29 protein-coding genes are annotated in these 25,354 nt (G+C 59.5%); 14 read left to right on the forward strand and 15 right to left on the reverse strand.

The features are described 5' to 3' along the window. Positions 1–17 precede the first annotated feature (17 nt). Positions 18–1,337, reverse strand: coding sequence for an SrfA family protein (locus tag ACYZT5_RS25485; RefSeq protein ID WP_462047913.1), 1,320 nt, complete (start codon positions 1,335–1,337; stop codon positions 18–20). A 268-nt stretch (positions 1,338–1,605) separates the two neighbouring features. Between ACYZT5_RS25485 and ACYZT5_RS25490 the strand changes: the two genes are divergently transcribed. Then, entirely contained in the window at positions 1,606–2,820 is a 1,215-nt protein-coding gene (locus tag ACYZT5_RS25490) for an aldose 1-epimerase family protein (protein WP_462047914.1), read from the forward strand. Positions 2,821–2,826: 6 nt separating this feature from the next. Here ACYZT5_RS25490 and ACYZT5_RS25495 read toward each other — a convergent pair whose 3' ends face one another. Both ACYZT5_RS25495 and ACYZT5_RS25500 read right to left on the reverse strand, forming a co-directional pair. Continuing rightward, complete coding sequence (locus tag ACYZT5_RS25495; protein ID WP_462047915.1) at positions 2,827–4,320, reverse strand: YifB family Mg chelatase-like AAA ATPase; 1,494 nt, start codon at positions 4,318–4,320, stop codon at positions 2,827–2,829. A gap of 161 nt (positions 4,321–4,481) precedes the next feature. Next, a complete protein-coding gene (locus ACYZT5_RS25500; RefSeq protein ID WP_462047916.1) occupies positions 4,482–4,664 on the reverse strand; it encodes a hypothetical protein in 183 nt (60 codons plus the stop codon). Positions 4,665–4,913: 249 nt separating this feature from the next. Here ACYZT5_RS25500 and ACYZT5_RS25505 point away from each other — a divergent pair, with 249 nt between their 5' ends. Together ACYZT5_RS25505 and ACYZT5_RS25510 are read left to right on the forward strand one after the other, a co-directional pair. Beyond that, positions 4,914–5,192, forward strand: coding sequence for a type II toxin-antitoxin system RelE/ParE family toxin (locus ACYZT5_RS25505; protein WP_462047917.1), 279 nt, complete (start codon positions 4,914–4,916; stop codon positions 5,190–5,192). 7 nt (positions 5,193–5,199) lie between these two features. Further along, positions 5,200–5,505 (forward strand): HigA family addiction module antitoxin, encoded by a 306-nt coding sequence (locus ACYZT5_RS25510; RefSeq protein WP_462052309.1) that lies wholly within the window; start codon positions 5,200–5,202, stop codon positions 5,503–5,505. Positions 5,506–5,557: 52 nt separating this feature from the next. On the opposite strand, the gene ACYZT5_RS25515 is transcribed toward ACYZT5_RS25510, so the two are convergent. Continuing rightward, the gene (locus tag ACYZT5_RS25515; RefSeq protein ID WP_462047918.1) at positions 5,558–6,085 is read right to left on the reverse strand and encodes a BRO-N domain-containing protein; all 528 of its coding nucleotides are present in this window, start codon (positions 6,083–6,085) and stop codon (positions 5,558–5,560) included. A 405-nt stretch (positions 6,086–6,490) separates the two neighbouring features. Next, on the reverse strand, positions 6,491–6,757 hold the full coding sequence (locus ACYZT5_RS25520) for an accessory factor UbiK family protein (RefSeq protein WP_462047919.1): 267 nt from the start codon (positions 6,755–6,757) through the stop codon (positions 6,491–6,493). A gap of 419 nt (positions 6,758–7,176) precedes the next feature. Here ACYZT5_RS25520 and glnK point away from each other — a divergent pair, with 419 nt between their 5' ends. The 4 genes from glnK (at position 7,177) to sutA (ending at position 9,956) form a co-directional block, all read left to right on the forward strand. After that, a complete protein-coding gene (gene glnK / locus ACYZT5_RS25525) occupies positions 7,177–7,515 on the forward strand; it encodes a P-II family nitrogen regulator (protein WP_002555808.1) in 339 nt (112 codons plus the stop codon). Positions 7,516–7,550: 35 nt separating this feature from the next. Beyond that, complete coding sequence (locus ACYZT5_RS25530) at positions 7,551–8,888, forward strand: ammonium transporter (RefSeq protein ID WP_462047920.1); 1,338 nt, start codon at positions 7,551–7,553, stop codon at positions 8,886–8,888. A 215-nt stretch (positions 8,889–9,103) separates the two neighbouring features. Further along, on the forward strand, positions 9,104–9,529 hold the full coding sequence (locus ACYZT5_RS25535) for a secondary thiamine-phosphate synthase enzyme YjbQ (protein ID WP_462036863.1): 426 nt from the start codon (positions 9,104–9,106) through the stop codon (positions 9,527–9,529). A gap of 103 nt (positions 9,530–9,632) precedes the next feature. Beyond that, the gene (gene sutA / locus ACYZT5_RS25540; RefSeq protein WP_033060690.1) at positions 9,633–9,956 is read left to right on the forward strand and encodes a transcriptional regulator SutA; all 324 of its coding nucleotides are present in this window, start codon (positions 9,633–9,635) and stop codon (positions 9,954–9,956) included. A 200-nt stretch (positions 9,957–10,156) separates the two neighbouring features. Here sutA and ACYZT5_RS25545 read toward each other — a convergent pair whose 3' ends face one another. Genes ACYZT5_RS25545 through lptM form a run of 6 tightly spaced genes read right to left on the reverse strand, consistent with a single transcriptional unit; the run spans position 10,157 to position 14,773 of the window. Next, positions 10,157–10,861: an HAD family hydrolase gene (locus ACYZT5_RS25545; RefSeq protein WP_462047921.1), complete on the reverse strand. Its 705-nt coding sequence runs from the start codon at positions 10,859–10,861 to the stop codon at positions 10,157–10,159. Continuing rightward, positions 10,858–11,757 carry a tyrosine recombinase XerC gene (gene xerC, locus ACYZT5_RS25550; protein ID WP_462047922.1) on the reverse strand — a complete coding sequence of 300 codons (900 nt, stop codon included), beginning with the start codon at positions 11,755–11,757 and terminating at the stop codon, positions 10,858–10,860. Before xerC ends, ACYZT5_RS25545 begins: the two co-directional genes overlap by 4 nt. Positions 11,758–11,759: 2 nt before the next feature. Further along, complete coding sequence (locus ACYZT5_RS25555) at positions 11,760–12,485, reverse strand: DUF484 family protein (protein ID WP_462047923.1); 726 nt, start codon at positions 12,483–12,485, stop codon at positions 11,760–11,762. 13 nt (positions 12,486–12,498) lie between these two features. Then, positions 12,499–13,329: a diaminopimelate epimerase gene (gene dapF, locus ACYZT5_RS25560; protein WP_462047924.1), complete on the reverse strand. Its 831-nt coding sequence runs from the start codon at positions 13,327–13,329 to the stop codon at positions 12,499–12,501. Positions 13,330–13,333: 4 nt separating this feature from the next. After that, positions 13,334–14,581 (reverse strand): diaminopimelate decarboxylase, encoded by a 1,248-nt coding sequence (lysA, locus tag ACYZT5_RS25565; protein WP_462047925.1) that lies wholly within the window; start codon positions 14,579–14,581, stop codon positions 13,334–13,336. A gap of 9 nt (positions 14,582–14,590) precedes the next feature. Continuing rightward, entirely contained in the window at positions 14,591–14,773 is a 183-nt protein-coding gene (lptM, locus tag ACYZT5_RS25570; RefSeq protein WP_131060735.1) for an LPS translocon maturation chaperone LptM, read from the reverse strand. Positions 14,774–15,012: 239 nt separating this feature from the next. Here lptM and cyaY point away from each other — a divergent pair, with 239 nt between their 5' ends. From cyaY to rnk, 3 genes are all read left to right on the forward strand, one after another. After that, positions 15,013–15,345 carry an iron donor protein CyaY gene (gene cyaY, locus ACYZT5_RS25575; RefSeq protein WP_462047926.1) on the forward strand — a complete coding sequence of 111 codons (333 nt, stop codon included), beginning with the start codon at positions 15,013–15,015 and terminating at the stop codon, positions 15,343–15,345. A gap of 4 nt (positions 15,346–15,349) precedes the next feature. Beyond that, entirely contained in the window at positions 15,350–15,574 is a 225-nt protein-coding gene (locus tag ACYZT5_RS25580; protein ID WP_462047927.1) for a DUF1289 domain-containing protein, read from the forward strand. 126 nt (positions 15,575–15,700) lie between these two features. Beyond that, positions 15,701–16,111 (forward strand): nucleoside diphosphate kinase regulator, encoded by a 411-nt coding sequence (rnk, locus tag ACYZT5_RS25585; protein ID WP_462047928.1) that lies wholly within the window; start codon positions 15,701–15,703, stop codon positions 16,109–16,111. Between the two features lie 7 nt (positions 16,112–16,118). Here rnk and ACYZT5_RS25590 read toward each other — a convergent pair whose 3' ends face one another. The 3 genes from ACYZT5_RS25590 to ACYZT5_RS25600 all read right to left on the reverse strand — a co-directional run bounded on the left by ACYZT5_RS25590 (position 16,119) and on the right by ACYZT5_RS25600 (position 19,983). Continuing rightward, complete coding sequence (locus tag ACYZT5_RS25590; RefSeq protein WP_462047929.1) at positions 16,119–18,965, reverse strand: class I adenylate cyclase; 2,847 nt, start codon at positions 18,963–18,965, stop codon at positions 16,119–16,121. Between the two features lie 195 nt (positions 18,966–19,160). After that, positions 19,161–19,406, reverse strand: a complete 246-nt coding sequence (locus tag ACYZT5_RS25595; protein WP_008150272.1) for a TIGR02647 family protein — start codon at positions 19,404–19,406, stop codon at positions 19,161–19,163. A 280-nt stretch (positions 19,407–19,686) separates the two neighbouring features. Next, positions 19,687–19,983, reverse strand: a complete 297-nt coding sequence (locus tag ACYZT5_RS25600; protein WP_282376168.1) for a hypothetical protein — start codon at positions 19,981–19,983, stop codon at positions 19,687–19,689. A gap of 126 nt (positions 19,984–20,109) precedes the next feature. On the opposite strand from ACYZT5_RS25600, the gene ACYZT5_RS25605 reads away from it, so the two are divergent. After that, a complete protein-coding gene (locus ACYZT5_RS25605) occupies positions 20,110–20,769 on the forward strand; it encodes a glutathione S-transferase family protein (protein WP_462047930.1) in 660 nt (219 codons plus the stop codon). 123 nt (positions 20,770–20,892) lie between these two features. On the opposite strand, the gene argH is transcribed toward ACYZT5_RS25605, so the two are convergent. Next, positions 20,893–22,287, reverse strand: coding sequence for an argininosuccinate lyase (gene argH / locus ACYZT5_RS25610; protein ID WP_010465079.1), 1,395 nt, complete (start codon positions 22,285–22,287; stop codon positions 20,893–20,895). Positions 22,288–22,748: 461 nt separating this feature from the next. Between argH and ACYZT5_RS25615 the strand changes: the two genes are divergently transcribed. From ACYZT5_RS25615 to ACYZT5_RS25625, 3 genes are all read left to right on the forward strand, one after another. Continuing rightward, positions 22,749–23,495 carry a LytR/AlgR family response regulator transcription factor gene (locus ACYZT5_RS25615; protein ID WP_462047931.1) on the forward strand — a complete coding sequence of 249 codons (747 nt, stop codon included), beginning with the start codon at positions 22,749–22,751 and terminating at the stop codon, positions 23,493–23,495. 137 nt (positions 23,496–23,632) lie between these two features. Next, positions 23,633–24,574 (forward strand): hydroxymethylbilane synthase, encoded by a 942-nt coding sequence (hemC, locus tag ACYZT5_RS25620; RefSeq protein WP_462047932.1) that lies wholly within the window; start codon positions 23,633–23,635, stop codon positions 24,572–24,574. Then, positions 24,571–25,338, forward strand: a complete 768-nt coding sequence (locus ACYZT5_RS25625; RefSeq protein ID WP_462047933.1) for a uroporphyrinogen-III synthase — start codon at positions 24,571–24,573, stop codon at positions 25,336–25,338. Before hemC ends, ACYZT5_RS25625 begins: the two co-directional genes overlap by 4 nt. Positions 25,339–25,354: the final 16 nt, after the last annotated feature.

A 25,354-nucleotide genomic window follows, 5' to 3' on the forward strand; every position in this document is an offset into this window, starting at 1 on the left:
GTCGGGTTATTCCGTTCTTATTCGCCCATCTGCCGCATGGACATGGGGAATTGATCTTTTCCGTAACCGCCGGTGCAGTCCGCGACCGTGGTCGCCCCTTTGCGGCAGTTGACCTTGGGCATGTCGTAAGTGCTGCCATCGGCGCACACGGCCTGGCCCTGGCTGTCGATGGCCAGGCTGCCGCCCTTCATGGCGGCGGTGACCGGGCCGCTGCATTTCGAGCCGTCGGCCTGGTGCACGGTGACTTCGCCTTTACCGTCCTTGAACTGGTATTCCAGGCGCAGCGGTTTGCCGGTCCGGCGATCCTGGATACCGGCACCGGCGCGGTACTGACCGTCGAGGAAATCAGCGGCACCGTCGGCGGCATCAGGTGGAATGCTCAGGGCCGGGCCTGGTTTTGCTGCTGCGGATTTTTCCGCGTCGGGCGGTGTTGCAGCAGGCGGTTCGTTTTTGGCATCGGGTGGCGTGACGGGGGATTCGGCGGCCGGATCTTTAGCCAAATCTGCCGGAGCTTCTACTCCATGAGTGCCGGTCACGGCTGTGCCTGTGGTGGAACCGACGACGGCGCCGGTCACCGGCACTCCATTGAGCGTAGCCGCGTTGCCCGTCAGCTGCGGCTCTTCCAGTGTTTTTTCCACCGGCATGATGCCCTCGGGGAGTAGATTCACCGCCACCAATGGAATCGGGACACAACCGCGCAGGCCGAGCAACAGCCACAAAAGCAGCAGCAAGAACGGTAGCAGCAACAGCCACCACCACCAGCGACGCCACCACGGGCGAACCACCGCCGGCACGATCGGCGCAACAACTGGCGCTTCGACCACTGGCGGCGGAGCAATCACGGGTGGCGCTTGATAGAGGCAATGCAGGGGATCGCGATTGTGATCGGCACCGGCGTGCTCGAAACCCCAAAAGGTCAGCACCGGTTTGCCTTGAACCAGGTAGACGAAGGTTTCGTCAGGGAAATGAATGACGCGTTTGAGCAACTTGCCGAACACGGCTTTGTCGCCCTGTTGCTCGGCTGGCTCTGTCCCCAGAAAACGCTGACTCAACTCATCAAGTGCGACTTTCAGGGCTTCAAGTTGGCGGCGGGCGGGTGCGCGCTCTTCTTCGGTCGCACTGCTCCACGGGATCACATCGCCGTCGAGACCGCTGTACCAATCGATCTGGTTACCGAGTTCGTCGCTTTGAGGAATGGCCAGGTGATCGACCATGTCGGGGTTTTTGCGGCGAATGGCTTCGCGCAATTGCAGGGCAGCCCGGTAGACCGGTTGACCCGTTTCGCCGAGGGCAGTGAATGACCCGCTCTTACCGCTGCGTAATAGTGCCCCGCGCATCCAAACTCCATATGATCATTCGCGAAAAATGACAGACGGAATTGCCTGTTCATGCTCCTGCATTTAGCTGGCGACCTTAATGTCATTATGATGTCGCCGTCAATCTGCCGATCGTCCAAAACCGCTTGAGACTAGCTCAAGAAAGCAGACGCTGCTTGAGGTCGATGTGGAATGGCCGGGGAAGGCTTGGGTGTGTGCGTTTTTTAATCTTGCTGAATCGTTTCATCAGCGTTATAAAAAATGCACAACTCCAAGAAAGGCGCTTCCCATGACCCCGCTAAAACTCGTCGTTGCCCTCGGCGCACTCACCACTGCCTCCCACGCCATGGCCTGGGATTACGTGCTGCTCGACACCGACAAGGCTGCCCAGAACTGGCAGATCACCAGTCAGCAGCTCGGCATCAAAACTGACAAACCCTTCTCGGTAACCCTGCGCACCTTGCACGGTGGTCGGCAGGAGGGTGTCAGCATCGTCGATATCGATAACGGCACCCTGAAGCTTTCGGTGGTGCCGACCCGCGGGATGAACGTCCTGCAGGCGTCGGTCGGTAATGTGCGCATGGGTTGGGATTCGCCGGTCAAGGACGTGGTCAATCCGTCCTTCATCGAACTCAACGGCCGTGGAGGACTGGGCTGGCTCGAGGGCTTTAATGAACTGGTCGCTCGCTGTGGCTACGAGTGGGTCGGTCACCCAGGCATGGACAACGGTGAACTGCTAACTCTCCACGGTCGTGCCGCCAACATTCCGGCCGGCAAAGTCACTTTGCACATCGATGAAAAAGCGCCTTACGCCATCAGCCTGCGCGGCGAGCTTAAAGAGCAGGCGTTCAAGAAAGTCGACTTCTCGGTGATGACCGAACTGGTCACCGAACCCGGTAGCGCAGCGTTCGCCCTCAACGACACCCTCACCAACAACGGCGATTATCCAAAGGAATACCAGGCGCTGTACCACAGCAACTTCAGTACTCCATTCCTGGAGCAGGGCGCCCGTTTTGCTGCGCCTGTGAAGCAGGTTTCGCCATTCAATGACAAGGCAAAAGGGGATTTGCCGGACTGGCAGACCTATCGCGCGCCGACCAAGGACTACGACGAGACGGTTTACAACGTCGTGCCTTATGGCGATGCCAAGGGTGACACGTTGACCGTGTTGCATAACAAGGCGGGCAGCCTAGGGGTTTCGGTGGGTTTCAATACTCAACAGTTACCGGTGTTCTCCCTGTGGAAAAACACTGACACCCAAGGGCAGGGCTATGTCACGGGTCTTGAGCCAGGGACGAGCTTTTCCTACAACCGCCGGTATCAACGGCCACTGAATCTGGTGCCGACGATTGCGGCCAAGGAGCAGAAGCAGTTCCAGATCAGTTACAACCTGTTGGCGGATAAGGGGGCTGTGGATAAGGCGTTGAAGACCGTGAGTGAGATTCAGGGTGGGCGCGAGACTGAGATTCGGCAGGCGCCGTTGGTGGACCTCTCCAAGAATTGACCGCGATTAATGTGCTGTCGGCCGGTATTGCAGCGCCTCGGCCAAGTGTTCGCGGGTGATGCCATCGACTTGCTCAAGGTCCGCCAGAGTGCGCGCCACTTTGAGCAGTCGATGGGCTGATCTCAGCGACAACGTCAGTCGCTCACAGGCAGTTTCCAGCCAGGTTTCGTCGGTTGTGGATAACTTGCAGTGTTTGCGCAGACCCGGAAGATCAAGGAAGGCGTTTGCGCAGCCCTGGCGTTTTTGTTGTCGCTCTCGTGCGTCGGCAACCAGCACTGCGGCTGTGGCGGTGTCGTCACCGGGTTTCAGCGCAGGGTTCAACGCCGTGGCTTCCCGAGCGACGGTCAGGTGCAGGTCGATTCGGTCCAGCAGCGGCCCCGACAGTTTGTTGCGGTAACGCTGGACCATGTCCGGTGTACAACTACATTTGCCGCTGGGCTCGCCAAGATATCCACAGGGGCAGGGATTCATCGCGGCAACCAATTGGAATCGCGCCGGGAATCGTACGCGGTCACGGGCACGGGCAATCACGATGTGCCCGGACTCCAGTGGCTCCCTTAAAACCTCCAATACTTTGCGATCAAACTCCGGCAGCTCATCCAGGAATAGAACGCCATGGTGGGCGAGGGTGATTTCGCCGGGCTGCGGTTTCGAACCGCCGCCTACCAGCGCCGCACCTGAGGCGGAGTGGTGGGGCTGGCGAAACGGTCGCTGCGGCCAATGGCTCAGCGGCACGCAGCTGGCGACCGATTGAATCGCCGCAACTTCCAGCGCTTCGTTCTCGGCCAATGGCGGCAACAGCCCCGGCAGCCTGCTCGCCAGTAGAGTTTTTCCCGTACCCGGCGGCCCACTGAAGAGCAAGTTATGAGCTCCAGCCGCCGCAATCAGCAACGCACGCTTGGCCGCGAGTTGGCCCTGCACTTCATTCAAATCGGGATAGGGTTTGCTGGCGTAGAGCAATCCATTGGAAACATAGGGTTCGACGGGCGTATGACCGTTGAAATGCGCAACAGCCTGCAACAGGTGGTCCACCGCAATCACCTTCAACCCTGACGCCAGGCACGCTTCCTCGGCATTCGCCCGCGGCACCATCAGCGAGCGCCCGGCCTTGCGCGCCGCGAGTGCCGCCGGCAACACACCACGAACCGCCCGCACCGCGCCTGACAACGCCAGCTCTCCCAGACACTCCACATCATCCAGCGTCAACGTCGGCACCTGCACGCTGGCCGCCAGAATCCCAAGGGCAATCGCCAGATCGAAGCGTCCGCCGTCTTTTGGTAAGTCGGCGGGTGCGAGATTCAGCGTGATGCGGCGTGCCGGAAATTGCAGGCCCGAGTTGATGATCGCACTGCGTACTCGATCCTTGCTTTCCTTAACTGCCGCTTCAGGTAAACCGACCATCGTTAGCGACGGCAAGCCGTTGGCCAGATGAACCTCTACGGTGACGACGGGCGCCTCCACGCCAATCTGGGCGCGACTGTGGACGATGGCCAGAGACATGATTATTCCTTGAGCTGACGGGGACCGCTTCCTGCGGGTTTTTGAAGGGTAGTTGGGAGGTGGTGATTTAGCGTGGTTGTGAAGGTGCCAAACCTTCGCAGGATGTTGCGAGCGTTGGTGAGCTAATTCGGATGCGAAAAAAAACCGCCAGTCAGGCGGTCTCATTGGAGCTTAGTCAGGCACGTGCCTGCGAGCCAGCCACTCGGCTCGAGTTCTTTGCCGTGAGCAGCAGCGACCTCCAAAAAGCGACGTTGATTGGCTGATACGTTCCCGGCTAGTCGGAGCGCCTCAGCTTGATATTCAGCGACGAATAACGTTTTGGCTTTTTGTTTTTTACGGTTCATGGAGACCTGTTTTGGATTGGAAGATTGCTTTTTAGGTCGGTCAGCTTAAGAGGTGAGCACGGTTGTGATGCAATGAGAATTGGCGCTTGTTTTTGTAGGACTCGGCTGGATTTCGAAAGCCTTCTGAAGGGCGCAGGTAGTCCTTTTCCTAAAGTTTTGAAAGGAAGGCCAAGAATCGCAAAACCGCGTTTGCATTGGTGAATTCAGGTTATACACTCAAGATTAATGCATAACGTTAAGCTTTAAATTATGATCGTTAGCTTTAAGTGTTCTGAGACCGAGTACTTGTTTCGCAACGGTAGAACCCGTGTGTGGTCAGCCATTTTGAGTGTCGTGGAACGAAAGCTGACGATGCTTGATGCTGCAGCTGTGTTGCTAGATCTTCGATCACCGCCGGGCAATCGCTTGGAGGGATTGGGAGGGAATCGCAAAGGACAACACAGCATCCGTATCAATGCTCAATGGCGAATTTGCTTTATCTGGGGCCTTAACGGACCAGAAAATGTCGAAATTGTCGATTATCACTGAGGTGAGTATGACTAAGAATGGTATGCGCCCGGTTCATCCCGGCGAAATCCTCAAAGAGGAATACCTGGAGCCTCTGAGCCTAACGGCTGCGGCTTTGGCTAGAGCATTGAGTGTCTCGACACCGACGGTGAATGACATCGTGCTCCAGCGTCGGGGTGTCAGTGCAGACATGGCGCTCAGGCTTTCTATCTGCCTGGATACGACCCCTGAGTTTTGGCTGAACCTGCAATCGACATACGATTTGCGTAAAGCCGAAATTGAACGGGGTGCCACGATCCGCGATCAGGTCGAGCGTCTTCCACACTGCGCCTGATCTTCGGATTAATCGAACCCCACGTTAACGACGTGGGGGTCTTTTTTGAGGATCAGAATGTTTGGAGCATCTTCGATGCTCGCTTCCACCAAGGTGTATTGACCGCACCTCGCGGGCGTTCGCCACTCGGCAACATATGCGGAACATCCTGCAGCCGAATCCACGGCTGGTTATTCCAGTGCAGCAAACTCAATGACATCTCCGGCCAGTTCAGCAGGCTCAGAATCGGGCGTTCGCTTGAAGGCGGTTGCTGGGCGTCTCTGAGGGCGGGGACCACGTCGTGGGTCAGCCATTCGCGCAGGCCTCGGTATTCGGGGCAGTAGTGGTAGACCAGCAATGCATAGACGCCGGATTCGCTGATCAGCAGGGTGTTTTCGATGGTGCCGTGGATGAGCACCCGTGAGGTTTGATGTTGATCGGCGTCGAGTTTGCGGACGGCGCGTTCTTCGAGGTAAAGGCGAAGCAATCGGCCGAGGTCGCGGGCGCTGAACCAGGCTTGGTTTTCAAGGAGGAGGGCGTGGAGGTGGAGTTTGTGGCGGGTGAAGACGTGGGGAATCAGGTACGCGTCATCGCAATTCATTGAACAGCTCCTTTTGCTTCAAGGTGCTGCCAGTAATCGTCGCCAAACGAATGGGTGGCAGCTGTACGCGGGTTGGCGAACCGGAGCAAAAGGAACCCGGCAGACCCGAAGGTCTCCCACGCACAACCGCCATGACTCAAGTAGATGGTCGTCGTGCGCCTTAAGCTTCCGGGTCGCCAAACCCAGTGCTGAACATTCAGCAGAGGGTGAGCTTAGGAACGGGGGCTTTGCGGCGCAATCGGACGACGGATGTGATCTTTGTAGGACTCAGCCTGGAATTAGCGCTGAATGATCGTTCCCACGCTCCGCGTGGGAATGCATCTCGTGACGCTCTGCGTCACATCCTGAAGCGGAACGCGGAGCGTCCCTGGCGGCATTCCCACGCAGAGCGTGGGAACGATCAGGTTACTCGGATTCAGCAGGTGGATTCAGCTTCGCTTCCAACTCCGCCACCTTCGCCTCAAGACTCTCCAATCGTGCCCGCGTCCGTGCCAGCACAACCATCTGGCTATCGAATTCTTCCCGGCTCACCAGATCCAGCTTGCTGAAGCCGCTCTGCAACAGAGCCTTGAACTGGCTTTCGATTTCGCTTTTCGGCAGCGGGTTGTCGCCGCTGAAGAGGCGGGAGGCGGTGCCGCTCAGGGCATCGAGGAAGTCTTTGGGTGCGAGCATGGGAAATGTCCTGTCAACAATGGCGGGCAGTGTATCACGCAGTGTCTATAGTCAATCTCGCAGTCAGGGGGTGCACGCTTTTCGCGCATGCGGACGGGCGGCCGCGCACTGTTGTTGTGCGTATCCGTCGGGCCATGGGAGCGAAGCGGCTTGCCGCAGCGGCCAAGGGCTTGAAATCAGTGGGTTTTGGCGAGATGGCAAGCTTTCTGCTTAGTCGGTAGTGACCCATGCACTGATGCAGTCGCTGTGACGAATGCAGTGCGCCAAGCGGAACGGGGGAAGTGTTTCGTGCGGAGTGGTTAGCAGGCGTCGGACGGGCAGGTAAGGCCGACGATGCGTTACAAAGCCAGGCACTGCGCTTAGACTTGAGTCGGGTTTGTTTTCCTGGGGCAAGTCCACTAATTCGGGAGAGAGTTTTCATGAAGCTAGTCACTGCCATCATCAAGCCGTTCAAACTGGACGACGTACGCGAGTCGCTGTCCGAGATCGGCGTGCAGGGCATTACCGTTACTGAAGTCAAAGGCTTCGGTCGGCAGAAGGGTCACACCGAGCTGTATCGCGGCGCGGAATACGTGGTCGATTTCCTGCCAAAGGTGAAGATCGACGTCGCCATTGACGACAAGGATCTTGACCGGGTTATCGAGGCGATAACCAAGGCTGCCAACACCGGTAAGATCGGTGACGGCAAGATCTTCGTGGTCAATCTGGAACAGGCGATTCGCATCCGTACCGGCGAAACCGATACCGACGCAATCTAAGCCGCCACAAACCCAACGCCCCAGGAGAAAACAATATGACTCTGCGTAAATTCGCAGGGCTAGGAGCCCTGTTGTCCCTCGTAATGCCCAGCCTGGCTATGGCGGCAGACGAAGTGGCGGCCCCAGTCCTCAATTCCGGCGATACTGCCTGGATGATGACTTCGACAGCCCTCGTGCTGTTCATGACCATTCCCGGCCTCGCGCTGTTCTACGGCGGCATGGTTCGTTCCAAAAACATTCTTTCCGTGATGATGCAGTGCTTTGCCATTACCGGTCTGATCAGCATTCTGTGGGTCATTTATGGCTACAGCATCGCGTTCGACACCACCGGCATGGAACAGGGCGTCATCAACTTCAACTCGTTCTTCGGTGGCATGGGCAAGGCTTTCCTCGCCGGTGTCACGCCAGCGAGCCTGACCGGCCCTGCGGCGCTGTTCCCTGAAGCGGTGTTCATCACCTTCCAGATGACGTTCGCCATCATCACCCCTGCGCTGATCGTCGGTGCCTTCGCCGAGCGGATGAAGTTCTCCGCCATGCTGATCTTCATGGGCGTCTGGTTCACCCTGGTTTACGCACCCATCGCGCACATGGTCTGGTCCGGTAACGGCGGCCTGTTGTGGGACTGGGGCGTGCTGGACTTCGCCGGGGGCACCGTGGTGCACATCAACGCCGGTGTGGCCGGTCTGATTGCCTGCCTGGTACTGGGCAAGCGCAAAGGCTTCCCGACGACCCCGATGGCGCCGCACAACCTCGGTTACACCCTGATGGGTGCTGCAATGCTGTGGGTTGGCTGGTTCGGCTTCAACGCCGGTTCCGCTGCTGCGGCCAACGGCACTGCCGGCATGGCAATGCTGGTGACCCAGATCGCAACCGCCGCCGCTGCATTGGGCTGGATGTTCGCCGAGTGGATCACTCACGGCAAACCAAGTGCTCTGGGTATCGCTTCGGGTGTTGTGGCCGGTCTGGTTGCAATCACGCCAGCCGCTGGCACCGTGGGCCCGATGGGCGCTCTGGTCATCGGTCTGGCAGCAGGCGTGGTGTGCTTCTTCTGCGCCACCACCCTGAAACGCAAACTCGGCTATGACGACTCCCTGGACGCCTTCGGTGTGCACGGTATCGGCGGTATCCTCGGCGCGATCCTGACCGGTGTCTTCGCTGCACCGTCGCTGGGCGGCTTCGGCACCGTCACCGACATCGCCGCACAAGTCTGGATTCAGTGCAAAGGCGTGGGCTTCACGGTGATCTACACCGCGATCGTCACCTTCATCATTCTCAAGGTCCTGGACGCCGTCATGGGTCTGCGTATCACGGAAGAAGAAGAGGCTGTCGGCATCGATCTGGCACTCCACAACGAACGCGGCTACAACTTGTAAGTACGCGCACAAAAAAACTTGCCCGGCTTGCCGGGCATTTTTTTGTCTGGAGTTTGTCAGTGAAGGAACTGCTGAAAGGTTTTTTCGTACACGTTTAGTGGCGTTTACGACGAGCGTTTTTCTGCGGCCAATGGCTTACATGATTGAAGGAATATTAGGGCCTTTGTTTTTTCCCAGAGCGCGCTAGAATGCGCCCCGAACGTGCGGAGAACTGTATGTGGCAACAGACTCTGATTACCCTGCGGGCGAGGCCCCGGGGCTTTCATCTGGTAACGGACGAGTTACTCGCCGGCCTGCCTGAACTCAAGGCATGTCGGGTTGGTCTTTTGCATTTGTGGCTGCAGCATACCTCGGCGTCGTTGACCATCAACGAGAACGCCGATCCGGCGGTACGTCGCGACTTCGAACGATTTTTCAATCGTCTGATCCCACAAGGAACAGACGGCTATGAGCATAACGACGAAGGCCTGGACGACCTCCCGGCGCACTTCAAGGCCAGCGTACTTGGCTGTCAGCTCAGTTTGCCGATTTCGGCAGGCCGACTGGCGCTGGGAACCTGGCAAGGCGTTTATCTGGGCGAGCACCGTGATAATGGCGGTGCCCGTAAAGTCCTCGCCACCGTATACGGTGAAGGGGCATAAACCGTTGATTACCAGCGGTTTGTAGAATTTTTTCCAGCGGCCTTCGACAGACGGCGAAGCTGGGCTATAACTAATCTGCTTTTCGCAAGTCATGAGGTAGAACATGAGCGACGATGATCTGGAAAACGACGACCTCGAAGTAGGCGACGACGACGAAACCGAAGAAGGTCTGGAAGCAGCGACGGACGACGTCGCTGAAGACGATGGCGGTGAAGCGCCCGTTCCGACCGCCAAAGGCAAAGCCAAGGCAGCGGTATCGGTCGATGAGCTGCCGAGCGTCGAAGCGAAAAACAAGGAGCGTGATGCTCTGGCGCGGGCCATGGAAGAGTTCCTGGCCAAGGGCGGCAAGGTGCAGGAAGTGGAGGCCAATGTGGTCGCCGATCCTCCCAAGAAGCCTGATAACAAGTACGGCAGCCGGCCTATCTAAGCGCCTGCACCTTGCTTGCTGAAAAAGCCCGCCGTCGCTGCGGGCTTTTTCATGGGTGAAATAAAAGGTTCAGGTTGACGCAATCCCTGTAGAAGCTGAGCTTGCTCGCGATGGCGGCGTGTCAGTCGATATAAATTCTGAATGTTCTGCCGCCATCGCGAGCAAGCTCAGCTCCTACAGGGGGCAGTGTGAATTCAGGGTCAGGGTTGGGCATTCCAACGGGCCAACAACGCTGGCAACTCGGTCAAACTGCGAATCTCGGCATCCGGCGTCTTCTGCGCTTCCCACACCTTGCCCGCCGGGTTAAACCAGATCGCCCGCAATCCCGCCTGCTGGGCGCCGGCAATGTCGTCACCCGGATGATCGCCGATATGCACGGCCGTCTCAGGCGTCGCACCACCCCGTTGCAACGCCTCATGAAACAGTCGCGCATCCGGCTTGCCGATGCCGATGTCTTCGGCGCACAAGGCAAATTTGAAGTAATCCGCCAGCCCTAACCGGCGCACATCGGCATTGCCGTTGGTGACGACGCCGAGGGCGTAGTGATTGGCCAGAGTCTCCAGGGTCGGTTGTACCTCCGGGAAGATTTCCAGTTGATGCCGGGCATGCAGAAACACCTCAAAACTCTGATCGGCCAGGTCTGAGGACTGATCCTGGTCGTAACCGGCCTCTTCCAGCGCGTGGAACAAGACTCGGCGGCGCAGGGCGCTGATGCGGTGCTTGAGGCTTGGTTCGCTGCTCAGGATCCGCTCGCGAATCGCCCACAAATGCTCCACCGGCACGGCGCCCAGATTCGGTGCATGCTCGGTCAGCCATTCACGCAATACGGCTTCGGCGCTGACGATCACCGGGGCGGTGTCCCACAGGGTGTCGTCGAGGTCGAAGGTGATCAATTGGATTCTCATGACTCATCGCCTTTGATGCGTTTGGCCCTTGGATGGGCGCTGTCGTAAACCGTCGCCAGGTGCTGGAAGTCCAGGTGGGTGTAGATCTGGGTGGTTTTGATGTCCGAGTGGCCGAGCAATTCCTGAACCGCCCGCAAGTCCTGGGAGGACTCCAGCAAATGGCTGGCGAAGGAGTGCCGCAGCATGTGCGGATGCAAGTTCTGTCCCAGCTCGCGCTCGCCAGCGGCTTTAACCCGCACCTGAATCGCCCGTGGGCCGAGGCGCCGGCCTTGCTGGCTGACAAACACCGCGTCGTCCGCCGGGTTGGTCATGGCCCGTAGCGGCAGCCACAACTCCAGCGCTTCACGTGCTTTCTTGCCGACCGGCAGCAGTCGGGTCTTGCTGCCCTTGCCGAGCACTTGAACCATGCCATCGGCCAGGTCCAGCTGATCAAGATTGAGCCCGGTCAGTTCCGAAAGCCGCAAACCCGAGGAATAGAACAACTCCAGAATCGCCTGATCCCGACGCGCCAGGAAATCATCTTCCACCGCGCCCTCAAGCAGTTGCAGCGCGCGGTCGGTGTCGAGGGTTTTCGGCAGCCGTCGTTCGCCCTTTGGCGGCGCCAGGCCGTTGGCCGGGTCGTGATCGCAAAGGCCTTCGCGGTTGAGGTAGTGATAGAGCCCACGCACTGCCGACAACAGCCGCGCCAGGCTGCGGGACGATTGACCCTGGGCATGCAGGCGTGCGATCAGGCTGCGCAGGCGCTGGATGTCCAGGGCCGCCCAACTGCTGATGTTCTGTTTGACGCACCAGCCCAGCACTTTGTCGAGGTCGCGGCGGTAGGCGTACAGCGTATGGGGCGACACCTGCCGCTCACTGCGCAAGTGTTCGCAGTAAGCGTCCAGTTGCTGTTCCATGGTCAGCGTACCGAGCGCAGGGAGCTGTTGACCCGCGGCAGCACGCGGCCCATCACTTCGGCGATGTAGCTGAGAAACAGCGTGCCCACCGAACTCTTGTAGTGCTGCGGGTCGCGGCTGGCGATGGCCAGGACGCCGTGGATGCCTTGGTAGCTGATGGCGACGACGGCGGTGGAACCAATCTGCTTGCGCTGTTCTTCGCCAAACAGGAAGTCCAGTTCGTGTTCACGCAGGCTGCCGCTGACGCTTTTGTCTTCCGAGAGCAAGCCGCCGATGGCCGTTTGCGCGTCGGCATGGGTCACCCAGCGGCCCACCGGCATGGGGTTGTCACCCAGCAGAATCAGGCTGACGAAGGGCACCTGGAAGTCCTGGCGCAGACTGTCTTCGACGCTGATCACCACATCTTCCAGGCTGGTGGCGTCCATCAGCGCGAGAATCAGGCGGCGGGTCTTGTCGAAGAGGCGATCGTTGTCGCGGGCCACGTCCATCAAGTGCGAGAGGCGATGACGCAACTCGATATTGCGGTCGCGCAGAATGGTCATCTGGCGTTCGACCAGCGAAATGGTGTCGCCGCGCTGGTGCGGAATGCGCAAGGTTGCGAGCAGTTCTTCATGCTCGACGAAGAAATCCGGATGAGCCTCCAGGTACGCGGCAATCGCCGCCGCCTCAAGGCTTTCGGAAGGGGATTCGTCGGGCTGTCGGGCGGGAACCTGGGGTTTATCTTTCATGGATTCGACTCTCTCAAAGACGCACTTGTCCTTCATAAACGCGCACTGCCGGGCCGGTCATCATGACCGGTTGGCCAGGGCCTGCCCATTCAATGGACAAACGCCCGCCGGGCAGGTCGATCAATAGCGGCGAATCCATCCACCCCTGGCTGATCGCGGCCACTGCGGCAGCGCAAGCGCCGGTTCCGCACGCCTGGGTTTCCCCGGCCCCGCGTTCCCAGACGCGCAGCTGCGCACGGTTGCGGTCGATGACCTGGAGAAAACCGACATTGACCCGCGCCGGAAAGCGCGGATGGTTTTCGATTTTTGGCCCCAGTTCATGCACCGGTGCATTATTGATGTCGCTGACCCGCAGCACGGCATGGGGGTTGCCCATGGACACGGCGGCCAGGTCGACCGCAGTGCCGTCGACGTCAACCTGATAACTCAGGGCCTGTTCCGGCGCGTCGAACGGAATGTCGGCCGGTACCAGGCGCGGTGCGCCCATGTTGACACCGATCTGCCCGTCGCTGCGGATATCCAGTTCGATGATGCCGCTTTTAGTCTCGACGCGGATCAGCCGTTTCGCGGTCAGGCGTTTGTCGAGCACGAAGCGCGCGAAGCAGCGCGCACCGTTGCCGCACTGTTCCACTTCGGAGCCGTCGGCGTTGAAGATCCGATAGCGGAAATCCACGTCCGGGTTGCTTGGCGCTTCGACGATCAGCAACTGGTCGAAACCGATACCCGTATGCCGATCGCCCCATTGCTTGGCGTGTTTGGGCAGGATGTGCGCATGCTGGCTGACCAGGTCGAGGACCATGAAGTCATTGCCCAGGCCGTGCATCTTGGTAAAACGCAGCAGCATGGTTTTACTCCGGCAGCAGGCTTTCGCCAGCAAACAACTCGGCTACCGTCTCACGGCGACGCACTTCAAATGCCTGATCACCGTCCACCAACACTTCAGCGGCACGGCCGCGGGTGTTGTAGTTGGAACTCATGACAAACCCGTAGGCACCGGCCGAATGCACGGCCAGCAGATCGCCTTCTTCCAGGGCCAGCTGACGGTCCTTGGCCAGAAAGTCGCCGGTCTCGCAGATCGGCCCGACGATGTCGTAGGCACGGGCCGCGGTAGTGCGCGGGCGCACGGCGGTGACGTCCATCCAGGCCTGGTACAGCGCCGGGCGGATCAAGTCGTTCATGGCCGCGTCGACGATGGCGAAGTCTTTGTGTTCGGTGTGCTTGAGGTACTCGACCTGGGTCAGCAGCACGCCGGCGTTGGCGACGATAAAGCGGCCCGGCTCGAACACCAGCGCCAGGTCACGACCGTCGAGACGCTCGCGCACGGCTTTGATGTAGTCGGCAGCCAATGGCGGCTCTTCATCGCGATAACGCACGCCCAGGCCACCACCGAGATCGATATGGCACAGGTAAATGCCGCAATCGCCGAGGCGGTCGACCAGGCCCAGCAGGCGGTCGAGGGCATCGATGAACGGCGGCAGGGTGGTCAGTTGCGAACCGATGTGGCAATCGACGCCGACCACTTCCAGGTTAGGCAGCTGGGCGGCACGGATGTACACGTCTTCGGCGTCGGCGATGGCGATGCCGAACTTGTTCTCTTTAAGACCGGTGGAAATGTACGGGTGGGTACCGGCGTCGACATCCGGGTTAACGCGCAACGAGATCGGCGCGCGAACGCCCAGCTCGGCGGCGACGACTTGCAGACGTTCCAACTCATCGGTGGATTCGACGTTGAAGCAGTGCACGCCGACTTCCAGGGCACGACGCATGTCGTCACGGGTCTTGCCGACACCGGAGAAGACGATCTTGTCGGCGCTGCCACCAGCGGCCAGTACACGTTCCAGCTCGCCACGGGAGACGATGTCGAAACCGGCGCCCAGACGCGCCAGGACATTCAGTACACCCAGGTTGGAGTTGGCCTTGACCGCAAAGCAGACCAGGTGCGGCATGCCGGCCAGTGCATCGGCATAAGCCAGGTACTGGGCTTCGATGTGCGCACGGGAGTAGACGTAAGTCGGTGTGCCAAAGCGTTCGGCGATGGCGGACAGGGCAACACCTTCCGCGAACAGCTCGCCGTCACGGTAGTTAAAAGCGTCCATGGCGTTCCCTTATTGGTAGACGTCGTGCTTGTGTGCTTTCGACGGCTGCTTTTGCGAGGACTGGGCCTGCTCGGCAGGGTCCTGGGAATCGTCGGGCAGGTACAGCGGGCCTTTTTGACCACAGGCCGATAATAAGCTGGCAAAAGCGACGAGCGAAGCGAGCGCAGCAAGGGAAGAGATCAGGCGCTTCATGGCGAAATCCTTGAAAATGCATTAATTGCGCCGGAGTATACCGGCCACCCGGCAGCTTGCCTATGCGACGGGGCTCCCGTCCGGCGGGGCTTGGACCGTAGCGCGGTAACTTGTCCTGCACCGTACACGGATATTTCGTAACGCTGTCGGGCGCTTGGTCGTTATCCTTTGCAATCACCGGGGCTCGCCCGTATCTTGCGGCGCTTGAGCGTGAGTAGACACTTTTTGAGGTTCCCGCAATGAGTTTGACTGAAGCCCGTTTCCACGATCTGGTCGATGCCACGCAGCAGACGCTGGAGGATGTTTTTGACGAAAGTGACCTGGATATTGATCTGGAGAGCTCGGCCGGTGTGCTCACCGTCAAGTTCGAAAACGGCAGCCAGTTGATCTTCAGCCGTCAGGAGCCGCTGCGGCAGTTGTGGCTGGCGGCGGTGTCCGGCGGGTTCCACTTCGATTACGACGAAGAGAGCGAGCACTGGATGTGCGACAAGAGCGAAGAGCAATTGGGCGAGATGCTTGAGCGCATCGTCAAGCAGCAAGCTGGCGTCGAACTCGATTTCGAAGGTCTGTGAGACCGTGACCCAGCCTGCGCCCGTTCGTCCGCCCAAACCGCTCTACAGCAATGTCAGCCCGGCGGTCCCTTCGCCGTGCAGCGGTGTGTGTCGGCTGGATGAGCAGAAGGTCTGCCATGGGTGTTTTCGCCATGTCGAAGACATCCGCGAATGGCGCTCGGCCGATGACGATCGGCGTCGGGTCATCTGCACGCAGGCCGCACTGCGCAAACAGGTCTGCGGAGCCTGACTTGTATATTTATTGAGCTGTGATAGTGTCGAGAAACGCCTCAACCCATCGAGGCTCGTGAAAACCCCGCCTTTTTCTGGCGGGGTTTTGCTTTTTCTGTGCAGAAGAAAGGAGTCTGCCCAAATCATGACCGCACCTTCAATCACCCTTACCCGTCTGGACGTTCAACGTCTGGAACGCCTGATCGACAGCCTGGATGACACGCTGCCGGGCGTTATCGCGCTGCAAACCGAACTGGACCGCGCCGATACCCTGGTCGGTCACGAAGATGTGCCAGCCGATGTCGTGACCATGAACTCCCGTGTGCATTGCCGTGAAGAAATCAGCGGCAAGGACTATCACCTGACGCTGGTTTACCCGAAGGATGCCAATGCCGACGAAGGCAAGATTTCCATTCTGGCGCCAGTGGGCAGTGCCTTGCTCGGCCTGAAGGTTGGCCAGCACATCGACTGGCCGGCTCCGGGCGGCAAGACCCTCAAACTGACTCTGCTGGAAGTCGAATCGCAGCCAGCCAATGGCGGCTCCTTCCCGGAATGACGTCCCCTCAGACCTGCTCGAGCGCCTCGTTCAGTGCGCGTTCCAGGTCGGCCTTGTAGCGTAAATACAGATTGCTTGAGTTCTGCCCATCACCGAGCAGGCCCGACAGGTCCAGGTCGGTGATGTAGCAGCGATAGCGTTCGGTTTCACGGCGTTGCTCGACGATTTCCCGGGCGACCACGCTGAACAGTTGGTCGCCATGCTCCAGCTCTGAAAACTCCCGCTGATTGCAATACAACGTGACCTGCACCTGTCCCGGTGCGGCTTTGCCGACAATCGCCTGCACGTCGTAGAACGGTTTGTTGACCGGGGTTTGCGGCGCTGGCCGAGCTTCGACCCGACGTGCCCGTACGGGGCCGGAGGGCAGCAGTTGGTAATACAAGGTGTCCAGGCTCAGCGGCTGGGCGATATCCATCGGCAGCACTGCGTCGCGCCGGTATTGGAGCGATTGCAGAAACCGTTGTAATGGCACCAGCAGGCTTTGCTCGTCGTGATAGGGCAAACGCTGCTGCCACAGGGCATTGAGTTCATCCAGTACGTACAGGTCGGCGCGGTAATCGTTGATCCGGTAGAACACCTGAATGCAATCGGGCTGGCCCATTGGCAGGACCAGCGCCAGGTCGTGATCTTCCAGGGCCATCGGGTCCAGGTGCAGCGGGCTGTAGCTTGCCAGTTCTTCGCCCAGGTAATCGACCAGCGCCGGCAGCGTGGCGAGGGCGACATGATTGACCTGGCCGGGTACTAGTTCCAGCACGTGGTAATGCTGCTGGACCTGAATCAGGTAGCGATGATTGAGTTTGCTCAACAGCAGGTTCTGCGCGGTGTCGAGGATTTCTTCAACCCGCTGGGCGATGAACTGTGCGCGGTTGTGGCAGAAGCAACGAACCCGCAACGTGGGTTGTTGTAGCCCGCTGGGCAGGTTGTTGAGGTAATTGCGCACGCAGTCGAGCAGCGCGTGGGGGCCGTCGTAGCGGCTGACCAGCACTTCGTTCCAGCTATTGAGCGTGACCTGATCCAGGGTCAGCACCAGGTTTTCCCGAACGCCAGCGTAGCTCAGGGAATCGGTGCGCTCGGTGGTCATCAGGATGTTCAGGTCGCGGTGGTGCTTGAGTGGATCGACGCCGACGTTCACCAGAATCAGCACTTCACTCGGCACGCTGGCGCGCAATAACGGTTCTTCGGCGACGGTTGTCAGCGGCAGGACGATGCTCTGTTGCAGGCTGCCGAGCAGGTTGAACAGTTCGAACTCGCTCAGGTCGCTGCTGCCGGGATGCAAGGCCAGGCGAGTGCTGCTGTCGATCACGCCATTGCGGTGACACCAGGTCAGCAGTTCCAGCAATTGGCGGCTGCGCTTGATCGGTGCGAAATGCTCCCACTCGAGGGCCGTCAGGCTGCCGTTGTACAAGCCCCACTGAGGTTGACCCGATTCTTTTTTGTTCGGCGCTTGCACCAGCGTGAGGGTGTCTTCGGCCAGATCCGAAGCGATGCCAGGGTTGATGAACTCGACCTTGTCGGCCTTGCGCTCGAACGCCGCGTACAGCCGTCGACCCAGCACGTTGAGGTCGCGTTTGTTGATCAGGCTGACCGTCTGTTCGTTACGGGCGAACTGGGTCAGGAAGCGGTAGCTGTAATTGAGCTCGTTGACCAAGGCCCTGCGTTCAGAGCTGACCTGACGGACTTTCCACTGGCTGCGGCTGTCGAGCAGGGCCAGTTGACGCTGATCCCAGTGCCATTCGTGGGCCAGGCGTTTGAGCAACGAACGCTGCCAGCTCTGAATGCGACTGCTGCTGCCGGTGAGTTTGCGATTGACCTTCAGGTACAACGCCCGGCGTACCAGCTCCAGCCGTTGCGGCTCGCCACGGGCGGTGAGGTATTCCTCGATGCGCCGGTAGACCACGACGTACGGGTCCAGCTCATCAAGGTCGAGCCGATTGGCAAACACCGCTTGCTTGAAGCGCAGGCTCAGGCAATGGACCTTGGGGTGTTCGCTGGCATAGACCTCGGTCAGCAGCAGTTTGAGCACCGATTTGTACGGCGATTCGATGCCCTTGAACAACTGCCAGAGCCCGGCACCGATGAACTCGCCGGGTGGGATATGGGCCAGATGCCCCAGGTCCAGCGTTTCGTCGGCACGGATGAAGCGCTTGGACATCAGCGTGTGGGTGTACCGGTCGTAGCTTGCCTCTTCGTAGACTGGCACCAGCCACCAGATGGGTGTGCGGCCGGCCAGCCAGATCGCGGTGCGATAAAACTCATCCAGCAGCAGAAAGTGCTGGGTGGAGCCGCAATTCTCAGAGCTCAGTTGCATATCACGATCGCCGCGTACGAAACGCGTCGGGTCGATCAGGAAAAAGTGCGCCTCGGCGCCTTGGCTGGCAGCCCAGATTTCGAGGAGCTGGCATTTTTTTTGCAGCTCAGTGAGCTCGTTTTCGCTCAAGTCCGGCCCGTGACAGACCCACACGTCCATGTCGCTCTGGTCGGCCTGGGCCAGGGTGCCGAGACTGCCCATCAGGAACAGGCCGTGAATCGGTCGCGGCGGATTGCTGCCATGGCGGGGTTTATAGGAAAACGAGCGAGTCAGGCGTTGGGCTTCGGCAAGGGCGTTGGCGTCGGGTTCGTAATTCGACAGCCCGGTCGGCGTACCGCCCGAAACGTATCCTGGCAATAGCGGGTGATTGACGTGGAAAAACAGCGGCAACAGGGTCAGCACCGCTTGCTGACGGGTCGACAATCCTTCCATGGCGCGAGCCATACGGCCTTCGTTGAGCTTCAGAAAACGTGCGCGCAGTTGGCTGAGAACCTTGCGGTCGATTCCCTCGTCCAGATCGGGGCGGATTTCATGGGTGCGGGTCATGTCAGCTCAAACCGGCTTGCGGGGCTCGGACGTGGGAGGTCTCAGGATGAGGGGCAGTTTAGCGCTTCGGCCCTGGGACTTTTAAGCTGATTTTGTTTTTCTGGCGTCAGATTTTTATCGCGGGGCGACGGCAGGTAACAGAGTGTGCCCGCGGAAATCCCGTAGCAGGGGTTTCCGTGGGCGCTGCGGTAATGCTCAGGCAGTTTCCCGTACGTTGAGAATGGTCAGAACGGTTTGCACATTTTGCGCGGCGTCACGACCCAGACTGGTCAGATAACCACCATCTGGCTGGGTGATCAGTTCTTTGTCGAACAGTCTTTGGGCGGCGGCAATGGCTTTCGGGGCAGCGGTCTGATGAATTTTCAAACCTTCCTGGGAACTGTCCAGGTTGAAGAGTGCGAGGATTTCCAGTTCGGCAACCAACTCAGGGGTAAGCGACATAAGGACTCCAGACTTTCTAGGAATTGGACGACAGCGCCCCTAAGGTGATCTCACTCGGGCGGCATGTCCAGTGCTCGCGACAGGGTTTTTTCGCCTCGGGAAGCATTCCCCGGTGGGTGGTGCGGCAGCGGGGTGGTTACCAGTGTAGACAGGGACTGGGGGAAGGCAGGAATGATTGGTGACATTCTGTGTAGGAGCGGGTTTTGTGGCGAGGGAGTGGCCGTTTGTGGCGAGGGGGCAGGCCCCCTCGCCACAGAAGCCTGCGTCGAGCAAGTAGCGCTTACTTCTTTTCGGGCGGCAACTCTGGCAGTGCACGCAACGCAGTTTCATACCATTCAGTGTTGAACGCGCGGTCTTCTTCGAGGATTGCGTCGATTTCCACGGCCAGAACGTGGGCCATCAGATTGAGGATTTCTTCACGCTCGTAACCCACCAATGTCAGCTTGTTGAAGGTCGCCTTGGCGGCCGGCGGGTTGTCGCTTTCAATCTGGTTTTCGATGGCTTCGATCAGGGTGTTTTCGGCGAACTCTTCTTCGTCGATGTCGTCTTGGTTGTTATCGGGGGTTGGCTCACTCATGGCAGGCTCCTTAAGGAAAGGCGGCCAGTTTACCTGCATTCAGCGCTGTGATGCTGCTGGCAAGAATTGCCATTGCGTTCTATAAACAGGCACTGCCAACCCCTTGCACGGCCTGGAGGCTATGTGATGCTCAAGCTTTATGGATTTTCCGTCAGCAACTACTACAACATGGTCAAGCTGGCGCTGCTGGAGAAGGGACTGCCGTTTGAAGAAGTACTGTTTTACCCAGGGCCGAGCGCCGAGGCATTAGCCATCAGCCCGCGCGGGAAGATTCCGGTGCTGGGCGTCGAACAGGGTTTCGTCAATGAAACCAGCGTGATTCTCGAATACCTCGAACACAGCCAGAAAGGCACGCCGCTGTTGCCGAGCGATCCCTTTGAGCGGTCGCGGGCTTTGGCACTGGCCAAGGAAATCGAGCTGTACATCGAACTGCCGGGGCGCGCCTGCTACACCGAAGCATTTTTCGGCATGACCGTGCCGGAGGCGATCAAGGACAAGACCAAAGCCGAGTTGCTGCTGGGGTTTGCCTCATTGGGCAGGCACGGCAAATTCGCCCCTTACGTGGCAGGTGACAGCCTGAGCATTGCAGATTTGTATTTCCTCTACAGCGTGCCGCTGGCTTGTGCGGTAGCGCAGAAGCTGTTTGATCTGGATTTGCTGGCCGAGATGCCAGCGGCCAAGGCGCTGCTGGAGCGTCTGGGGAAAAATCCGAATGTGCAGCGGATTGCGGCGGACAAGGAAGCGGCGATGCCAGCGTTTATGGCAATGGTCGCGTCCAAGAAGTAGGTTTTTGTAGCGTTCCTGCGAAGGTCATCGCGGGCAAGCCCGCTCCCACAGGTCTCTCTGTTTGCTATCAATCCATGGCAACTCAGAGATCATTGTGGGAGCGGGCTTGCCCGCGATGCTTTTTTAGCGGCTGGCGAGTAGCGCCTGACCGCGAGCCACGGCCTTCTTGACCTGCGCCGGCGCAGTCCCGCCGATATGGTCACGGGCATTCACCGAGCCTTCCAGCGTCAACACGGCGAACACATCCTGATCGATCTGGTCGCTGAACTTGCGCAGCTCTTCCAGGCTCATTTCCGCCAGGTCTTTACCGCTTTCCACGCCGTACTTCACGGCATGGCCAACGATTTCGTGGCAGTCACGGAACGGCAGGCCACGACGAACCAGGTAGTCGGCCAGGTCGGTGGCGGTGGAGAAACCGCGCAGTGCCGCTTCGCGCATCATCGCGTGCTTGGGTTTGATCGCCGGGATCATGTCGGCAAAGGCCCGCAGCGAGTCGCGCAACGTGTCGGCGGCGTCGAACAGCGGCTCCTTGTCTTCCTGGTTGTCCTTGTTGTAGGCCAGTGGCTGGCCTTTCATCAGGGTCAGCAGGCCCATCAGTGCACCGAATACGCGACCGGTCTTGCCACGCACCAGCTCTGGCACGTCCGGGTTTTTCTTTTGCGGCATGATCGAGCTGCCGGTGCAGAAACGGTCTGGCAGATCGATGAACTGGAACTGGGCGCTGGTCCACAGCACCAGCTCTTCAGAGAAGCGCGACAAGTGCATCATCGCGATGCTCGCGGCCGAGCAGAATTCGATAGCGAAGTCACGATCGGAAACGTTGTCCAGCGAGTTACCGCCAACAGCGTCGAAGCCCAACAGTTGGGCGGTGAATTCGCGGTCGATCGGGTAGGTGGTGCCCGCCAGTGCGGCGCTGCCCAGTGGCATGCGATTGGTACGTTTGCGGCAATCGACCAGGCGCTCGTAGTCGCGGCTGAGCATTTCGAACCAGGCCAGCATGTGGTGCCCGAAGGTCACCGGCTGCGCGGTTTGCAGGTGAGTGAAGCCCGGCATGATGCTGCCAGCTTCGCGCTCGGCCTGCTCCAGCAAGCCTTTTTGCAGACGGGTGATTTCGCTCAGGATCAGGTCGATCTCGTCACGCAGCCACAGGCGGATGTCGGTGGCGACCTGGTCGTTGCGGCTGCGGCCGGTGTGCAGCTTCTTACCGGTCACGCCGATGCGGTCGGTCAGACGTGCCTCGATGTTCATGTGCACGTCTTCGAGGTCGATGCGCCAGTCGAACTGACCGGCCTCGATTTCACCCTGGATGGTCTTCAGGCCATCGGTGATGCTGTCGCGCTCGGCATCGGTCAGCACGCCGACCTTGGCCAGCATCGTGGCGTGGGCGATCGAGCCCATGATGTCGTGGCGATACAGGCGCTGGTCGAAAGTGACGGAGGCGGTGAAGCGGGCGACGAAGGCGTCGACGGGTTCACTGAAGCGGCCGCCCCAGGACTGATTGGTCTTGTCAGTGCTCATGAATTCGCTCGTATCGGCTGGAAAAAGATGGCGTTGAAAGCTGGTGCGGATAATAACAGGGTTGCCAATCCTGTCGCTGACGCTGGTCGATACGTTTTTTTTCTCATGCGGCGGTCCATACTCGGGCCAACGCCGCGGGGGAATTGCGCAACGATATTTTTCAATTGAGCACTATCGTGCCGGCAACCGTCTACAGTTGGACAGTAGGATCAGCGCACTTCCAGGCGCTGCAGCGGACTATAAGAAGAGGGGGTGTTCATATTGTGTATCAACAAACCCTACGGCGATGCCTCGCCAACGCGGGCCCGTGCCGCCAATCGCCATACAGATGAAAATTTAGCCGTCTGTCGCGCGGCACTTTTTGGCCTTCGCGCTAGTCTTAGCGTGGATCGCGGTGACGGACGTCACTTCACCTGTCTACGCTATCCTTGTGCGAGACTCACGCAGGAATCCAGCGCAATATGAATGTCCTGATCGTTGATGACGAACCCCTGGCCCGCGAGCGCCTGAGCCGAATGGTTGGCGAACTCGAGGGATACAGTGTCCTGGAGCCTAGCGCCACGAACGGCGAAGAGGCGTTGGCACTGATCGACAGCCACAAACCGGATATCGTGCTGCTCGATATCCGCATGCCGGGCCTCGATGGCCTGCAAGTGGCTGCACGATTGTGCGAACGCGAAACCCCACCCGCCGTGGTGTTCTGCGCAGGGCCCGATGAATTTGCCGTGGAAGCCTTACTGGCCAGCGCCGTAGGCTATCTGGTGAAACCTGTGCGTACAGAACAATTGAATGAAGCGTTAAAGAAAGCCGAGCGGCCCAATCGCGTCCAGCTCGCGGCCCTGACCCGTCCCGCCGCCGAAAGTGGCAGTGGCCCACGCAGTCACATCAGCGCCCGTACCCGTAAAGGTATCGAACTGATCCCGCTGGATCAGGTGGTCTACTTCATTGCGGATCACAAATACGTGACCTTGCGCCACGAGAGCGGCGAAGTACTGCTGGATGAGCCGCTCAAGGCCCTTGAAGATGAATTTGGCGACCGCTTCGTGCGCATCCACCGCAACGCGCTGGTCGCCCGCGAACGCATCGAACGACTGCAACGTACGCCTCTGGGGCATTTTCAGCTGTTCCTCAAAGGCTTGAACGGCGATGCCCTGATCGTCAGCCGACGGCATGTGGCCGGCGTGCGCAAGATGATGCAGCAGCTTTAATCCGCCGTTTACGGGCGGGTTTTATCCCCATTGCTGGGTGTCTGAGGCCAGGGAGGCCATGCGGTTCCTGATACAAGTCAAAGTGGATTTGGCTGAGCTGTTATTATCCGCCGTATCTATTCAGTACGGATTGATCCATGTCCTCTCGCGAAATCCGCATCGCCACCCGTAAAAGTGCTCTCGCCCTGTGGCAGGCCGAATACGTCAAAGCTCGTCTGGAAGAGGCCCATCCGGGTCTGCTCGTGACGTTGGTGCCCATGGTCAGTCGCGGTGACAAGTTGCTCGACTCGCCACTGTCGAAAATCGGCGGCAAGGGCCTGTTCGTCAAAGAGCTGGAAACCGCGCTGCTGGAAAACGAAGCCGACATCGCTGTGCACTCCATGAAAGACGTGCCGATGGACTTCCCTGAAGGCCTCGGTCTGTTCTGCATCTGCGAGCGCGAAGACCCGCGCGATGCATTCGTCTCCAACACCTACGCCAGCCTGGATGAGTTGCCGCAAGGCAGTATCGTCGGCACCTCCAGTCTGCGCCGCCAGGCTCAATTGCTGACCCGGCGTCCGGACCTTGAGATCCGCTTCCTGCGCGGTAACGTCAACACGCGCCTGGCCAAGCTCGATGCCGGCGAATACGACGCCATTATCCTCGCGGCTGCCGGCCTGATTCGTCTCGGCTTTGAAGATCGGATTAGCTCGGCCATCAGCGTCGACGACAGTCTGCCGGCCGGTGGCCAAGGTGCGGTGGGTATCGAATGCCGTAGCGTCGACAGCGAAATTCACGCGCTGTTGGCGCCGCTGCACCATCAGGACACCGCCACCCGCGTGACCGCCGAACGTGCTCTCAACAAACATTTGAATGGCGGCTGCCAAGTGCCAATCGCTTGCTACGCCGTGCTCGAAGGTGAGCAGATCTGGTTGCGTGGTCTTGTCGGTGATCCGAACGGTGGTCTGCTGCTCAGCGCCGAGGCTCGTGCACCACGCAGTGACGCCGAAGCCCTGGGCGTGCAAGTGGCTGAAGACCTGCTGAGTCAAGGCGCCAACGACATTCTGAAAGCGGTCTACGGCGAGGCAGGTCACGAGTGACGGGCTGGCGCCTGCTGCTGACGCGTCCCGCGGATGAGTCGGCGGCGCTGAGCAGTCTTTTGACCGAAAAGGGGATTTTCAGCAGCAGTTTGCCGCTTTTGGAGATAGAGCCGATTCCTGTCTCTGACACAATGCGCGAGTTGATTCAGGGTCTGGATCGCTATTGCGCGGTGATCGTAGTCAGCAAGCCGGCCGCCAGAATCGGCGTCGATCTGGTCAACCAGCATTGGCCGCAACCACCCGCTCTGAAGTGGTTCAGCGTGGGCGCAGCCACCGCGCAGATCCTTGAGGATCACGGGTTCGACGTCAGCTTTCCGGTGGATGGCGATGACAGTGAAGCGTTGCTTGAACTTCCCTCGTTGCGCGAGGCGATCGCACGACCCGGTCCACGCGTGCTGATCATGCGCGGGGAGGGTGGACGCGAGTTGCTGGCTGAGCGTTTGCGCGAGCTAGGTGCTAGTGTCGAGTATCTGGAGTTGTACCGTCGCGGCCTGCCGCAGTACCCGTCAGCAGCCCTGCCTGAGCGGATCCGGGCGGAACGCTTGAACGGGCTGGTGGTCAGCAGTGGACAGGGTTTTGAGCACCTGCATCAATTGGCCGGCGATGCCTGGCCGCAATTGGCGCAGTTGCCGTTGTTTGTTCCAAGCCCAAGGGTCGCCGAGCTGGCACGTGCCGCCGGGGCCCAAACAGTTGTGGATTGTCGCGGCGCCAGTGCCGCGGCTTTGCTGACGGCGTTACGGGAGCACCCCGTGCCCGTTCTCTAATGCAAAGGATGGATAC

It is taken from the genome of Pseudomonas sp. LB3P14 (assembly GCF_054898045.1).

Bases quoted from the DNA above. Each gene is read 5' to 3' on its own strand.
- ACYZT5_RS25485 (WP_462047913.1), bottom strand. From the start codon at position 1,337: ATGCGCGGGGCACTATTACGCAGCGGTAAGAGCGGGTCATTCACTGCC.
- ACYZT5_RS25490 (WP_462047914.1), top strand. From the start codon at position 1,606: ATGACCCCGCTAAAACTCGTCGTTGCCCTCGGCGCACTCACCACTGCC.
- ACYZT5_RS25495 (WP_462047915.1), bottom strand. From the start codon at position 4,320: ATGTCTCTGGCCATCGTCCACAGTCGCGCCCAGATTGGCGTGGAGGCG.
- ACYZT5_RS25500 (WP_462047916.1), bottom strand. From the start codon at position 4,664: ATGAACCGTAAAAAACAAAAAGCCAAAACGTTATTCGTCGCTGAATAT.
- ACYZT5_RS25505 (WP_462047917.1), top strand. From the start codon at position 4,914: ATGATCGTTAGCTTTAAGTGTTCTGAGACCGAGTACTTGTTTCGCAAC.
- ACYZT5_RS25510 (WP_462052309.1), top strand. From the start codon at position 5,200: ATGACTAAGAATGGTATGCGCCCGGTTCATCCCGGCGAAATCCTCAAA.
- ACYZT5_RS25515 (WP_462047918.1), bottom strand. From the start codon at position 6,085: ATGAATTGCGATGACGCGTACCTGATTCCCCACGTCTTCACCCGCCAC.
- ACYZT5_RS25520 (WP_462047919.1), bottom strand. From the start codon at position 6,757: ATGCTCGCACCCAAAGACTTCCTCGATGCCCTGAGCGGCACCGCCTCC.
- glnK (WP_002555808.1), top strand. From the start codon at position 7,177: ATGAAGCTAGTCACTGCCATCATCAAGCCGTTCAAACTGGACGACGTA.
- ACYZT5_RS25530 (WP_462047920.1), top strand. From the start codon at position 7,551: ATGACTCTGCGTAAATTCGCAGGGCTAGGAGCCCTGTTGTCCCTCGTA.
- ACYZT5_RS25535 (WP_462036863.1), top strand. From the start codon at position 9,104: ATGTGGCAACAGACTCTGATTACCCTGCGGGCGAGGCCCCGGGGCTTT.
- sutA (WP_033060690.1), top strand. From the start codon at position 9,633: ATGAGCGACGATGATCTGGAAAACGACGACCTCGAAGTAGGCGACGAC.
- ACYZT5_RS25545 (WP_462047921.1), bottom strand. From the start codon at position 10,861: ATGAGAATCCAATTGATCACCTTCGACCTCGACGACACCCTGTGGGAC.
- xerC (WP_462047922.1), bottom strand. From the start codon at position 11,757: ATGGAACAGCAACTGGACGCTTACTGCGAACACTTGCGCAGTGAGCGG.
- ACYZT5_RS25555 (WP_462047923.1), bottom strand. From the start codon at position 12,485: ATGAAAGATAAACCCCAGGTTCCCGCCCGACAGCCCGACGAATCCCCT.
- dapF (WP_462047924.1), bottom strand. From the start codon at position 13,329: ATGCTGCTGCGTTTTACCAAGATGCACGGCCTGGGCAATGACTTCATG.
- lysA (WP_462047925.1), bottom strand. From the start codon at position 14,581: ATGGACGCTTTTAACTACCGTGACGGCGAGCTGTTCGCGGAAGGTGTT.
- lptM (WP_131060735.1), bottom strand. From the start codon at position 14,773: ATGAAGCGCCTGATCTCTTCCCTTGCTGCGCTCGCTTCGCTCGTCGCT.
- cyaY (WP_462047926.1), top strand. From the start codon at position 15,013: ATGAGTTTGACTGAAGCCCGTTTCCACGATCTGGTCGATGCCACGCAG.
- rnk (WP_462047928.1), top strand. From the start codon at position 15,701: ATGACCGCACCTTCAATCACCCTTACCCGTCTGGACGTTCAACGTCTG.
- ACYZT5_RS25590 (WP_462047929.1), bottom strand. From the start codon at position 18,965: ATGACCCGCACCCATGAAATCCGCCCCGATCTGGACGAGGGAATCGAC.
- ACYZT5_RS25595 (WP_008150272.1), bottom strand. From the start codon at position 19,406: ATGTCGCTTACCCCTGAGTTGGTTGCCGAACTGGAAATCCTCGCACTC.
- ACYZT5_RS25600 (WP_282376168.1), bottom strand. From the start codon at position 19,983: ATGAGTGAGCCAACCCCCGATAACAACCAAGACGACATCGACGAAGAA.
- ACYZT5_RS25605 (WP_462047930.1), top strand. From the start codon at position 20,110: ATGCTCAAGCTTTATGGATTTTCCGTCAGCAACTACTACAACATGGTC.
- argH (WP_010465079.1), bottom strand. From the start codon at position 22,287: ATGAGCACTGACAAGACCAATCAGTCCTGGGGCGGCCGCTTCAGTGAA.
- ACYZT5_RS25615 (WP_462047931.1), top strand. From the start codon at position 22,749: ATGAATGTCCTGATCGTTGATGACGAACCCCTGGCCCGCGAGCGCCTG.
- hemC (WP_462047932.1), top strand. From the start codon at position 23,633: ATGTCCTCTCGCGAAATCCGCATCGCCACCCGTAAAAGTGCTCTCGCC.